This window comes from Pseudomonas sp. 2FE, assembly GCF_005503735.1.
Lineage (GTDB): Bacteria > Pseudomonadota > Gammaproteobacteria > Pseudomonadales > Pseudomonadaceae > Aquipseudomonas.
Window position 1 is genome coordinate 120687 of the sequence record NZ_SCMO01000013.1, and the last position, 12191, is coordinate 132877.

A 12191-nucleotide genomic window follows, 5' to 3' on the forward strand; every position below is an offset into this window, starting at 1 on the left:
CTGGCGGAGCAAGGAGCGGGCTAGACAGCCCCGCTCCCGATGCGCGTCACCTGTTATTCGGTTTCCAGATCGATATCGATACCGAGCGAACGGATCTCTTTGATCAACACGTTGAAGGACTCGGGCATGCCCGGCTCCATACGGTGATCACCGTCCACGATGTTTTTGTACATCTTGGTCCGGCCGTTCACGTCATCCGACTTAACGGTCAGCATTTCCTGCAGGGTATAAGCGGCGCCGTAGGCTTCCAACGCCCACACCTCCATCTCCCCGAAGCGCTGACCACCGAACTGCGCCTTACCACCCAGCGGCTGCTGGGTAACCAGGCTGTAGGAACCCGTGGAACGCGCGTGCATCTTGTCGTCCACCAGGTGGTTCAGTTTCAGCATGTACATGTAACCAACGGTCACCGGACGCTCAAACTTATTGCCGGTACGACCATCGAACAGCTGCATCTGGCCGCTTTCCGGCAGATCTGCCAGTTTCAGCATGGCCTTGATTTCGCTTTCCTTGGCGCCGTCGAACACCGGAGTCGCCATCGGCACGCCGCCACGCAGGTTCTTCGCCAGGTCGAGAATTTCCTGGTCAGACAGGTCTGCCAGAGTTTCTTGACGGCCACCGATCTCGTTGTAGATCTGGTGCAGGAACTTACGCAGGTCGGCGACCTTGCGCTGCTCTTCGAGCATGCGGTTGATCTTCTCGCCCAGACCTTTGGCCGCGAGGCCCAGGTGGGTTTCAAGGATCTGACCGACGTTCATCCGCGAAGGTACGCCCAGCGGGTTGAGGACGATGTCGACCGGAGTGCCATGGGCATCGTGCGGCATATCTTCGACCGGCATGATCACCGAGACCACACCCTTGTTACCGTGACGACCGGCCATCTTGTCACCCGGCTGGATGCGGCGACGGATTGCCAGGTAGACCTTGACGATCTTCAGTACGCCCGGAGCCAGGTCATCGCCCTGTTGCAGCTTGCGCTTCTTGTCTTCGAACTTGTCGTCGAGCATCTGGCGACGGTCGATGATGTAAGCCTGCGCCTTCTCAAGCTGCTCGTTCAGAGCATCTTCAGCCATACGCAGCTTGAACCACTGACCTCGCTCGAGGCCGTCGAGGAACTCGTCGGTGATCTCGGCGCCTTTCTTCAGGCCGGCACCACCCTCGGCTTTCTTGCCAACCAGGGCGGAACGCAGACGCTCGAAGGTTGCGCCTTCAACGATACGGAACTCTTCGTTGAGGTCCTTACGGATCTCGTCGAGTTGCATCTTCTCGATCGACAAAGCACGAGCATCACGCTCAACGCCGTCACGGGTGAAGACCTGCACGTCGATGACCGTACCTTTGGTGCCAGTCGGCACACGCAGGGAGGTGTCTTTAACGTCGGACGCCTTCTCACCGAAGATCGCGCGCAGCAGCTTCTCTTCCGGAGTCAGCTGGGTCTCGCCTTTCGGAGTGACCTTACCGACCAGGATGTCGCCAGCGCCAACTTCAGCACCAACGTAAACGATGCCGGCTTCGTCCAGCTTGTTCAGCGCCGCTTCGCCCACGTTCGGGATGTCCGAAGTGATCTCTTCTGGTCCAAGCTTGGTGTCACGCGCCACACAGGTCAGTTCCTGAATGTGGATCGTGGTGAAACGGTCTTCCTGAACCACACGCTCCGAAAGGAGGATGGAGTCTTCGAAGTTGTAACCGTTCCAGGCCATGAACGCGATGCGCATGTTCTGACCCAGAGCCAGTTCACCCATGTCGGTGGACGGGCCGTCAGCCAGGATGTCGCTACGCTCGACCTTGTCACCTTTACTCACCAGCGGACGCTGGTTGATGCAGGTGTTCTGGTTGGAACGGGTGTATTTGGTCAGGTTGTAGATGTCGACGCCGGCTTCGCCGGTTTCAACTTCATCATCCGCCACACGCACCACGATACGACTGGCATCGACCGAGTCGATCACGCCGCCGCGACGGGCCACAACGCATACGCCAGAGTCACGCGCTACGTTACGCTCCATTCCGGTGCCGACCAGCGGCTTATCGCAACGCAGAGTCGGTACCGCCTGACGCTGCATGTTCGAACCCATCAACGCACGGTTGGCGTCGTCGTGCTCGAGGAACGGGATCAACGAAGCGGCGACAGACACAACCTGCTTCGGTGAAACGTCCATGAGAGTGACGTCTTCCGGCACCTTGACGGTAAACTCGTTGAGGTGACGTACGGCTACCAACTCGTCGACCAACTGTCCCTTCTGGTTCATCGTTGCCGATGCCTGAGCGATAACGTGATCAGCCTCTTCGATAGCGGAGAGGAAGACGATTTCGTCAGTGACCAAGGTGTCTTTCACTACACGGTACGGGCTTTCCAGGAAGCCGTACTGGTTAGTGCGAGCATAGGCCGCCAGGGAGTTGATCAGACCGATGTTCGGACCTTCCGGCGTTTCAATCGGGCACACACGGCCGTAGTGGGTCGGGTGTACGTCACGAACTTCGAAGCCGGCACGTTCACGAGTCAGACCGCCTGGGCCGAGCGCAGAAACACGGCGCTTGTGGGTGATCTCGGACAGCGGGTTGTTCTGGTCCATGAACTGCGAGAGCTGGCTGGAACCGAAGAACTCTTTCACCGCCGCCGCAACCGGCTTGGCGTTGATCAGGTCTTGCGGCATCAGGCCTTCGCTTTCAGCCATCGACAGACGCTCTTTGACCGCGCGCTCAACACGCACCAGGCCAACGCGGAACTGGTTCTCGGCCATCTCGCCAACACAACGCACACGACGGTTACCCAGGTGGTCGATGTCGTCGACGATGCCTTTGCCGTTACGGATATCAACCAGAGTCTTGAGGACTTCGACGATATCTTCCTTGCTCAGCACGCCAGAACCTTCGATCTCGGTACGACCGATACGACGGTTGAACTTCATCCGGCCGACAGCGGACAGATCGTAACGCTCGGCGCTGAAGAACAGGTTGTTGAACAGGGTTTCGGCAGCATCCTTGGTCGGCGGCTCGCCGGGACGCATCATGCGGTAGATCTCGACCAGCGCCTCCAACTGATTGGTAGTGGAGTCGATTTTCAGAGTATCGGAGATGAACGGACCGCAATCGATGTCGTTGGTGTACAGCGTCTCGATGCGCACCACCTGAGCCTTGGCAATTTTTGCCAGGATCTCAGTGTTCAGCTCGGTATTGCACTCGGCGAGAATCTCGCCGGTGGCCGGATGCACGATGGCCTTGGCAGTCGTGCGACCGATCACGTAGTCCAGCGGCACTTCCAGCTCTTTGATGCCGGATTTATCCAACTGATTGATGTGGCGCGCGGTAATGCGGCGGCCCTGTTCAACGATGACCTTGCCCTTCTCGTCTTTGATGTCGAGGGCGGCAATTTCACCACGCAGACGCTGCGGAACCAGCTCCAAGCTCAGGCTCTCGCCCTTCACGTGGAATACGTTGGTCGCATAGAAAGCGTCGAGCACCTGTTCGGTGGTGTAACCCAGCGCGCGCAGCAGAACGGACGCCGGCAGCTTGCGGCGACGGTCGATACGAACGAATACCGCATCCTTCGGATCGAATTCGAAATCGAGCCAGGAACCGCGGTAAGGAATGATCCGCGCGGAATACAGCAGCTTGCCGGAGCTGTGAGTCTTGCCCTTGTCGTGGTCGAAGAACACACCCGGGGAACGGTGCAGCTGGGAAACTATGACACGCTCGGTACCGTTGATAACGAAAGTACCGTTCTCGGTCATCAGGGGGATTTCCCCCATGTAGACTTCTTGCTCTTTAATGTCCTTGATCGCTTTGTTCGACGATTCCTTATCGAAAATGATCAGACGGACTTTTACCCGCAGCGGCACGGCGAATGTCACGCCACGCAGCACGCACTCTTTCACGTCAAATGCCGGTTCGCCCAGGCGATAACCGACATACTCCAGAGCAGCATTGCCGGAATAGCTGATAATCGGGAAAACGGACTTGAAGGCCGCATGCAGGCCGATGTCGCGGAACTGATCTTTCGTCGCTCCCGCCTGCAGGAATTCGCGATACGAATCCAGCTGAATGGCCAGGAGATACGGCACATCCATGACATCCGGCAACTTGCTAAAGTCCTTGCGGATACGTTTTTTCTCAGTATATGAGTAAGCCATCAGCGTTCCCCAGCTTGGTCACCTGCTTATTTGGCTCCTCCCGACGGGAGCAGCCAGAAAATCTTGCAAACCCATGGTTTGCGCCACCGCACAGGGTGGGTAGCACTTCGGTTAAAGACCACCCACCGAGGCAGGCGGCCTATAACGGAAAAAGGCCGGTGGCAAAAGCCACCAGCCATCAGCCTTTCGCTTAACGCTTGGGCTGTAGACGCAAGGTCGTCGCTTACTTGAGCTCGACTTTGGCGCCTGCTTCTTCCAGGGCTTTCTTGGCAGCTTCAGCTTCGTCTTTCGACACGCCTTCTTTCACCATGCCGAGGTCATCAACCACAGCCTTGGCTTCTTTCAGGCCCAGACCGGTCAGCTCGCGAACGATCTTGATCACGTTGACTTTCTTCTCGCCAGCTTCGATCAGCTTAACGTTGAACTCGGTTTGTTCTTCAACAACGGCGGCAGCGGCAGCTGGGCCTGCGGAAGCAGCAGCAGCGGTAACGCCGAACTTTTCTTCCATTGCTTTGATCAGTTCAACAACTTCCAGAACGCTTTTCTGGCCGATTGCTTCGATGATGTCTTCGTTAGACAGAGCCATGACTCAAATTCCTGTATTGGGGGACAGCCTTCGCGGCCATCGAAATAAACAAATAAACTTGAAAGAACTTGCTTAGCCTTAAGCGGCGGCAGCTTCTTTCTGGTCGCGAACGGCCGCCAAAGTACGAGCCAACTTGCTGGTAGCGCCTTGAATCACGCTCATCAGCTGGGAAATGGCTTCGTCGTAGGTCGGCAGAGTTGCCAGTACGTCGATCTGGTTAGCTGCGAGGAACTTGCCCTCGAACGCAGCTGCCTTAATCTCGAACTTGTCCTGACCCTTGGCGAATTCCTTGAACAGACGGGCAGCAGCGCCAGCGTGTTCAGTGGAGAACGCAATCAGGGTCGGGCCTTTGAACACGTCGTTGAGCACGTCATATTGAGTGCCTTCAACGGCGCGACGCAGCAGGGTGTTACGTACGACACGCACGTATACACCAGCTTCGCGGGCCTCTTTACGGAGTCCGGTCATTGCGCTTACTGTCACACCACGGGCATCAGCCACGACAGCGGACAGAGCGGCTTTGGCAGCCTCGTTGACTTCAGCGACGATGGCCTTCTTGTCTTCGAGTTTAATTGCCACGGGTTAACTCCTGCTTGTTACCGTTTCATCCAACCGAGGTCGGATGTCGTTTGGTGTCTGATTCGGTAAGGAATCGGGAGCACCATCTGCGTAGGCTTGAGGTTTAAGACTTGCGTCGCCTACGGTCTTGGATAGCCCCCGCCAGGCAGGGACCCCAATTTTGCAGGCTGGCGAGATATCTCCCGCCAACCCCTATTTGTTTACAACAACAGCTTAAGCGTCGAGCGAACCTTGGTCGATGACCAGGCCTGGACCCATGGTGGTGCTCAGGGTCACGCGCTTAACGTAGATACCTTTCGAGGAAGCAGGCTTGATGCGCTTCAGATCAGCGATCAGGGCTTCAACGTTTTCCTTCAGCTTGACGGCGTCGAAACCGACTTTGCCAACGGAGGTGTGGATGATGCCGTTCTTGTCGGTGCGATAACGAACCTGGCCAGCTTTCGCGTTTTTCACCGCGGTAGCTACGTCTGGAGTTACGGTGCCGACTTTCGGGTTAGGCATCAGGCCGCGCGGGCCGAGGATCTGACCCAGCTGACCGACGACACGCATTGCGTCCGGGGAGGCAATGACAACGTCGTAGTTCAGATCGCCGGCTTTCATTTCAGCAGCCAGCTCGTCCATGCCAACGCGGTCAGCGCCGGCAGCCAGGGCAGCTTCAGCAGCCGGGCCTTGGGTGAACACGGCAACGCGAACGGTCTTGCCAGTGCCGTGCGGCAGCACGGTAGCGCTACGTACGACCTGGTCGGATTTACGCGGGTCGACGCCGAGGTTCACAGCGATATCAACCGACTCGGCGAACTTGACGGTGGACAGCTCGCTGAGCAGGTTTGCCGCCTCTTCAAAACCATAAGCCTTGCCCGGCACGATTTTTTCGGCGATAGCTTTTTGGCGCTTGGTCAACTTAGCCATTACACACCCTCCACGTTGAGGCCCATGCTGCGAGCGGAACCTGCGATAGTACGCACGGCCGCATCCATATCAGCTGCAGTCAGATCGGCATTCTTGGTCTTGGCGATCTCTTCGAGCTGAGCACGGGTCACGGTGCCTACCTTGACGGTATTCGGGCGCGCGGAACCGCTAGTCAAGCCAGCAGCCTTCTTCAGCAGCACTGAAGCCGGGGTGCTTTTGGTTTCAAAAGTGAAGCTGCGATCGCTGTAAACGGTGATGATCACTGGAGTCGGCAGACCAGGTTCCATGCCCTGAGTCTTGGCGTTGAACGCCTTGCAGAATTCCATGATGTTCACACCATGCTGACCCAGAGCCGGACCAACGGGCGGACTCGGGTTGGCCTGTGCAGCCTTTACTTGCAGCTTGATATAAGCCGTTATCTTCTTAGCCATGAGCTACTCCAATTACGGGTTCTAGCGCCTTGCGGCTCCCCGGTTACTTGCGTGTTTATCCCAGTGACGACAAAACCCCACAGCCTAGGACTGCGGGGTACGGGACGCCTTGTCAGCTATGCCTTCTCGACCTGGCTGAACTCCAATTCAACCGGGGTAGAGCGACCAAAGATGGTCACAGCAACCTGAATCCGGCTTTTTTCATAATTCACTTCTTCGACCACACCACTGAAGTCAGCGAAAGGACCGTCAACAACACGGACCATCTCACCCGGCTCGAACAGTGTTTTCGGCTTCGGCTTGTCGCTACCATCAGCAACGCGACGCAGAATTGCATCAGCCTCTTTATCAGTGATAGGCGCAGGCTTGTCGGCAGTACCACCGATGAAGCCCATGACTCGAGGAGTATCCTTGACCAAGTGCCAAGTACCTTCGCTCATGTCCATCTGCACCAGAACATAGCCCGGAAAGAATTTGCGTTCGCTTTTGCGCTTCTGGCCATTACGCATCTCCACCACTTCTTCAGTGGGGACCAGAATATCGCCGAACCCATCTTCCATCCCGGCCAGCTTGACGCGCTCAATCAAGGAGCGCATGACATGCTTCTCGTAACCCGAGTAAGCATGCACAACGTACCAACGCTTAGCCACGGGACACCTTCAACCAACAATCAAGGAAACAAGCCAGCCCAGCAGGGAGTCGAGCCCCCACAGCAACAACGCCATCACCAACACAACAGCCACGACAATCAACGTGGTTTGCGTGGTTTCCTGGCGAGTCGGCCAAACGACTTTACGGATTTCAACACGAGCTTCTTTTGCCAGCCCGAAGAATGCTTGCCCTTTAGTGGTTTTCAGCGCTACGAACGCAGCAACAGCCGCGAGCGCCAACAAACCCAGGACACGATACAGAATCGGCTCACCAGAGAAGAACTGATTGCCGACCACGCCAACCACCACCAAAGCGGCAACCAAAAGCCACTTAAGCGGATCAAAGCGAGAATCTTTGGCTTCAGCCTTAACAGTCATTTACGAGGATCCTGTGAAAGACGTGCCAGTTTTAACTACTGTGTAAAACTGGCAGGTCAGGAGGGAATCGAACCCCCAACCTACGGTTTTGGAGACCGTCGCTCTGCCAATTGAGCTACTGACCTAAAACAAAATCAGGCCGACCATTATGCCGGCCTGATGAGGGCAGATCAACGATTACTCGATGATTTTGGCAACTACACCAGCGCCAACGGTACGACCGCCTTCACGGATGGCAAAACGCAGACCGTCTTCCATCGCGATCGGAGCAATCAGGGTGACAACCATTTTGATGTTGTCGCCCGGCATTACCATTTCAACGCCTTCTGGCAGCTCGCAGTTACCGGTCACGTCAGTCGTACGGAAGTAGAACTGCGGACGGTAGCCTTTGAAGAACGGAGTATGACGGCCGCCTTCTTCCTTGCTCAGAATGTACACTTCGCCTTCGAACTTGGTGTGCGGCTTGATGGTGCCCGGCTTGGCCAATACCTGACCACGCTCGACGTCGTCACGCTTGGTGCCACGCAGCAGTACGCCGACGTTCTCACCAGCACGGCCTTCGTCCAGCAGCTTGCGGAACATCTCAACGCCGGTGCAGATGGTCTTGGTGGTATCACGGATACCGACAATTTCCACTTCTTCCTGAATCTTGACGATGCCACGCTCGACACGGCCGGTTACCACGGTGCCGCGACCGGAGATGGAGAACACGTCTTCGATTGGCATCAGGAACGGCTTGTCGATGGCGCGCTCAGGCTCCGGGATGTAGCTGTCCAGAGTCTCAACCAGCTTGCGCACGGCAGAGGTACCCATTTCGTTATCGTCTTGACCGTTCAACGCCATCAGCGCGGAACCGATAATGATCGGCGTGTCGTCGCCCGGGAAGTCGTAAGTGCTCAACAGATCGCGCACTTCCATCTCAACCAGTTCCAGCAGCTCAGCGTCGTCCACCATGTCAGCCTTGTTCAGGAAGACCACGATGTACGGAACACCTACCTGACGGGACAGCAGGATGTGCTCGCGAGTCTGCGGCATCGGGCCGTCAGCAGCGGAGCAAACCAGGATCGCGCCATCCATCTGCGCAGCACCAGTGATCATGTTTTTCACATAGTCAGCGTGGCCCGGGCAGTCTACGTGTGCGTAGTGACGGACAGCCGAATCGTATTCAACGTGGGAAGTGTTGATCGTGATACCACGAGCCTTTTCTTCCGGAGCGTTATCGATCTGGGCGAAGTCACGCGCGGAACCACCGAAGGCTTCAGCGCAGACCTTGGTCAGAGCAGCAGTCAGAGTCGTTTTACCATGGTCAACGTGACCAATAGTGCCGACGTTGAGGTGCGGCTTCTTCCGTTCAAACTTTTCTTTAGCCATCAGACCGTCTCCCATCGATAAATTGAGCTAGTCACGCCACCATTAAAACAAAGGCAGATATCTGCATATCTGCCTTCTTAATAATGGAGCTCATGAGCGGAATCGAACCGCTGACCTCACCCTTACCAAGGGTGTGCTCTACCAGCTGAGCTACATGAGCGAACACTTTGCACAAACAACAAACTTGGAGCGGGTAGCGGGAATCGAACCCGCACCATCAGCTTGGAAGGCTGAGGTTCTACCGTTGAACTATACCCGCGGAGCTTGCAGCTCACGCTTAATTTGGTGGAGGGGGAAGGATTCGAACCTTCGAAACTCGCGTGTCAGATTTACAGTCTGATCCCTTTGGCCACTCGGGAACCCCTCCAAAGTGAGGCGGCATTTTCGTAGCATGCCATCCCACTGTCAAGCATTTCCTCATAAAAAACTTGAGGTTAGCTTCATTGACAGCAACTTTTCAGACTCACTTAGAAAGCAACCCTGCAAAGCGGGCGCCATTCTATTCAAACTAACGAGGCGTTGCAACGCTTTCGCAAGGCATTAATTGATGCTGCAACCCATTGAAGTCCTGCGCCAAAGTCCGCAGCAGCGCGTCATCGGCAAGCCGCCGACTCTGAGGCGCAATGCGCACCCAGAAATCACGGTGAGCTCGCGATAACTCACGCATCATCGGCTCATACCCCGCCTCACGCAGGCGCTGCATGACACTTTCTGCAGACTCGCCGCGCGGAAAGATCCCCAACGAAATGCCATTGGACAAATCCCCCTGGGTAATGATGTAGCTGTCGATTTTCCGCGCCTGCAACTCTTTTAGTTGACGCAGCGAAGCCTGCCGAGAGGCAAGAGGCGCCAGGTAGACCCAGTAGTCCAGTCCCGCCGGTGCATCAACAGCCTTTACCTGTGATTGAATATCCAGACTGAGCAGGCGTTGCTCTACCACTTGAGCGGCATCCTCCTGCTCAAACCCACCAAGAAAGAGACAGACCTCGGAGCCCCCCGCCGCAACTCCGCCCGACGGCTCGCGACGAACCTGAGCCCCGTCCGACTCACTGAGCAGGCGAATATCCTGCCGCGCCCCCTGATACAGAGAGAGTGGGGCCACTTCCTTCGCACGCAAGGGTGCCTGCTGCTGGTGCCAGACGTAATAGAAAAGATTGAGTACCAGCAACAGAAGAAATAGCCAGCGCATAAAAACCTCAGGACAACGGACAGACAATTGCCAAACCAATAAAAATCAGATCCGGCATCACGCGCGCAGAAGGCAGAATCTCCTTCACCAGCAGAGCATCCCCCCCCGTCAGGAACACCTGGAAATCTTCCCCCCAGTATTCTTTAGCCAGTTCAAGCTGCGTATGAACAAAACCACGCAGCATTAACGAGCAACCGCGCTCAACCGCCTCAACAGTCGAGCGCCCCGGCGTCAACGCATGAAGGGCCTGCTCGGCAGCTACATCATCGTAACGAATACGCCGAGTATGCGTTCTCAGTTGATTGCGCATTAACGGCACCCCAGGACAAATGAAACCGCCCAGATGCTCGCCATCGGCAGCCACGAAATCAGAAGTAACCGCCGTACCCAAGTCCAAGACTAGACATGCTCTGCCAGCCAGATGATAAGCACCTAATACCGCCAACCAGCGATCCAAACCAAGCCGCTCATAGTCGCTGTAGCCATTGCGCACTCCAGCGGCCACAGCGGCGGAGCGCGCACGGCAAGAAGCAATCCCAAACCGCTGCGCCAGAAGATCTACGAGCTGTGCCGTCTCATCATCACTACGCACACTGACCAGGCGACAATGCTGCAATGCCAGACCAGGGATAAGTTGCAGCACCGAAAGCAGCTGTTCAGCCGAATCGACGACGCCACCAGACAGCACAACCGAACCGGCGCCCACCAGCACACGCCACTTAATAAAGCTATTGCCGCAGTCGAGCTCAAGAATCATCGCGCAACCTCAAACTGAGCTCACCACCACTGTATTGCCGCTCAATACCATCCACCCGCAATCGCAGAGCACCCTGCCGGTCAATACCCAACACAACACCCTCAATCCGCTGCGCCCCTGCCGTCAGAACGACTGAACGCCCTTGCCACAGGTGGGCAGCCTCCCATTCAGCCTGCAACCCCACAAAGCCCTGCTCACGATGCCTCGCCAGGTAATCATGCAAGCGTTCGTTTAACTGACAGGCCAATACATTACGATCTATCAACTCACCAATCTCAATTCGCATCGAGGTCCAAGGCTGACCAATACCTTCATCGATAGCCCGCATGTTCACATTGACCCCAATGCCTATGACCACGTGACAAACATCCGCCGGATCACCAGACAACTCCAACAGGATCCCTGCGATCTTGCGGCCCGATACAAGAAGATCATTTGGCCACTTCAGGCCAACATCGGCCACACCCGCACTCCGCAGCACCTGCATCACAGCAAGGCCAACAACCAGGCTAAGCCCCTCGAGCTGGCGAGCACCACCCTCGACACGCAATACCAGGCTGTAATAAAGATTCTCCGCAAACGGACTCACCCACTTGCGCCCTCGACGACCACGCCCAGCTGTTTGACGCTCCGCCAAAACGAAGAATGGCGCTTGCGCTCCACGCTCCAAACACCTCAACGCCTCAGCATTTGTGGAGTCAATCGACTCAACAAGGAACGATGGCCAGGCCGGTGCTCCACCGAGCACAGCCAAGCGCTCCGCATCCAGCAACACTAATGGGCTAGCTAACCGATAACCTCGGCCACGCACCTTATGAACAGGCAAGCTCAATTCAGCTTCTAATTGCTGCAATTGCTTCCACACAGCACTTCGACTGATCCCAAGAGCAGCCCCAAGCGCTTGTCCAGAATGAAAGCGCCCATCCTGCAAGAGCCTCAACAACGTCAGCATGCGGATATCACCTCACAACGAGGGTGGCATCATATCGGCGCGCATCTCGATTGCATAGAAAGCTCCTACTTGGACTTTATCGACCCGAGCAGTTTCAGGCTAACGCCGTGGTGAGCCCGACCGCGCGCCGTCGCTGGTTTTTCGGCGCGCAAAGACAAACCCCCCACTCGCTTGCGCGAGTGAGGGGTTTGGAATTTAAGCTTGACGATGACCTACTCTCACATGGGGAGACCCCACACTACCATCGGCGATGCGTCGTTTC

The 12191-nt window shown here is 56.3% G+C and carries 11 protein-coding genes and 4 tRNA genes; all 15 read right to left on the reverse strand.

All coding sequences use genetic code 11. The features are described 5' to 3' along the window. Positions 1–53: 53 nt before the first annotated feature. A complete protein-coding gene (rpoB, locus tag FFS12_RS17385) occupies positions 54–4127 on the reverse strand; it encodes a DNA-directed RNA polymerase subunit beta (RefSeq protein WP_137888639.1) in 4074 nt (1357 codons plus the stop codon). Positions 4128–4350: 223 nt separating this feature from the next. Continuing rightward, positions 4351–4713 (reverse strand): 50S ribosomal protein L7/L12, encoded by a 363-nt coding sequence (gene rplL / locus FFS12_RS17390; RefSeq protein ID WP_137888641.1) that lies wholly within the window; start codon positions 4711–4713, stop codon positions 4351–4353. Between the two features lie 78 nt (positions 4714–4791). Continuing rightward, positions 4792–5292: a 50S ribosomal protein L10 gene (gene rplJ, locus FFS12_RS17395; protein ID WP_137888643.1), complete on the reverse strand. Its 501-nt coding sequence runs from the start codon at positions 5290–5292 to the stop codon at positions 4792–4794. A 213-nt stretch (positions 5293–5505) separates the two neighbouring features. After that, on the reverse strand, positions 5506–6201 hold the full coding sequence (gene rplA / locus FFS12_RS17400) for a 50S ribosomal protein L1 (RefSeq protein WP_137888645.1): 696 nt from the start codon (positions 6199–6201) through the stop codon (positions 5506–5508). Next, on the reverse strand, positions 6201–6632 hold the full coding sequence (rplK, locus tag FFS12_RS17405; protein ID WP_137820685.1) for a 50S ribosomal protein L11: 432 nt from the start codon (positions 6630–6632) through the stop codon (positions 6201–6203). The genes rplA and rplK overlap by 1 nt, the downstream gene beginning before the upstream one ends. Positions 6633–6748: 116 nt before the next feature. Continuing rightward, positions 6749–7282, reverse strand: coding sequence for a transcription termination/antitermination protein NusG (gene nusG, locus FFS12_RS17410; RefSeq protein ID WP_137888647.1), 534 nt, complete (start codon positions 7280–7282; stop codon positions 6749–6751). 9 nt (positions 7283–7291) lie between these two features. After that, a complete protein-coding gene (secE, locus tag FFS12_RS17415) occupies positions 7292–7660 on the reverse strand; it encodes a preprotein translocase subunit SecE (protein WP_137888649.1) in 369 nt (122 codons plus the stop codon). Between the two features lie 49 nt (positions 7661–7709). Further along, a tRNA-Trp gene (locus tag FFS12_RS17420) sits at positions 7710–7785 on the reverse strand. 52 nt (positions 7786–7837) lie between these two features. Beyond that, the gene (gene tuf / locus FFS12_RS17425; RefSeq protein WP_137888635.1) at positions 7838–9031 is read right to left on the reverse strand and encodes an elongation factor Tu; all 1194 of its coding nucleotides are present in this window, start codon (positions 9029–9031) and stop codon (positions 7838–7840) included. Positions 9032–9115: 84 nt separating this feature from the next. Further along, positions 9116–9191 (reverse strand) — tRNA-Thr (locus FFS12_RS17430). Positions 9192–9216: 25 nt separating this feature from the next. Then, positions 9217–9290, reverse strand: a tRNA-Gly gene (locus tag FFS12_RS17435). 24 nt (positions 9291–9314) lie between these two features. Further along, positions 9315–9398, reverse strand: a tRNA-Tyr gene (locus FFS12_RS17440). A 141-nt stretch (positions 9399–9539) separates the two neighbouring features. After that, positions 9540–10220: an SPOR domain-containing protein gene (locus tag FFS12_RS17445; RefSeq protein ID WP_137888651.1), complete on the reverse strand. Its 681-nt coding sequence runs from the start codon at positions 10218–10220 to the stop codon at positions 9540–9542. Positions 10221–10227: 7 nt separating this feature from the next. Continuing rightward, positions 10228–10977 carry a pantothenate kinase gene (locus tag FFS12_RS17450; RefSeq protein WP_137888653.1) on the reverse strand — a complete coding sequence of 250 codons (750 nt, stop codon included), beginning with the start codon at positions 10975–10977 and terminating at the stop codon, positions 10228–10230. Beyond that, complete coding sequence (gene birA / locus FFS12_RS17455) at positions 10967–11929, reverse strand: bifunctional biotin--[acetyl-CoA-carboxylase] ligase/biotin operon repressor BirA (protein ID WP_137888655.1); 963 nt, start codon at positions 11927–11929, stop codon at positions 10967–10969. Before birA ends, FFS12_RS17450 begins: the two co-directional genes overlap by 11 nt. Positions 11930–12191: the final 262 nt, after the last annotated feature.

Coding starts and splice junctions, on each gene's coding strand:
- rpoB (WP_137888639.1), bottom strand. CDS start 4,127: ATGGCTTACTCATATACTGAGAAAAAACGTATCCGCAAGGACTTTAGC.
- rplL (WP_137888641.1), bottom strand. CDS start 4,713: ATGGCTCTGTCTAACGAAGACATCATCGAAGCAATCGGCCAGAAAAGC.
- rplA (WP_137888645.1), bottom strand. CDS start 6,201: ATGGCTAAGTTGACCAAGCGCCAAAAAGCTATCGCCGAAAAAATCGTG.
- rplK (WP_137820685.1), bottom strand. CDS start 6,632: ATGGCTAAGAAGATAACGGCTTATATCAAGCTGCAAGTAAAGGCTGCA.
- secE (WP_137888649.1), bottom strand. CDS start 7,660: ATGACTGTTAAGGCTGAAGCCAAAGATTCTCGCTTTGATCCGCTTAAG.
- tuf (WP_137888635.1), bottom strand. CDS start 9,031: ATGGCTAAAGAAAAGTTTGAACGGAAGAAGCCGCACCTCAACGTCGGC.
- FFS12_RS17445 (WP_137888651.1), bottom strand. CDS start 10,220: ATGCGCTGGCTATTTCTTCTGTTGCTGGTACTCAATCTTTTCTATTAC.
- FFS12_RS17450 (WP_137888653.1), bottom strand. CDS start 10,977: ATGATTCTTGAGCTCGACTGCGGCAATAGCTTTATTAAGTGGCGTGTG.
- birA (WP_137888655.1), bottom strand. CDS start 11,929: ATGCTGACGTTGTTGAGGCTCTTGCAGGATGGGCGCTTTCATTCTGGA.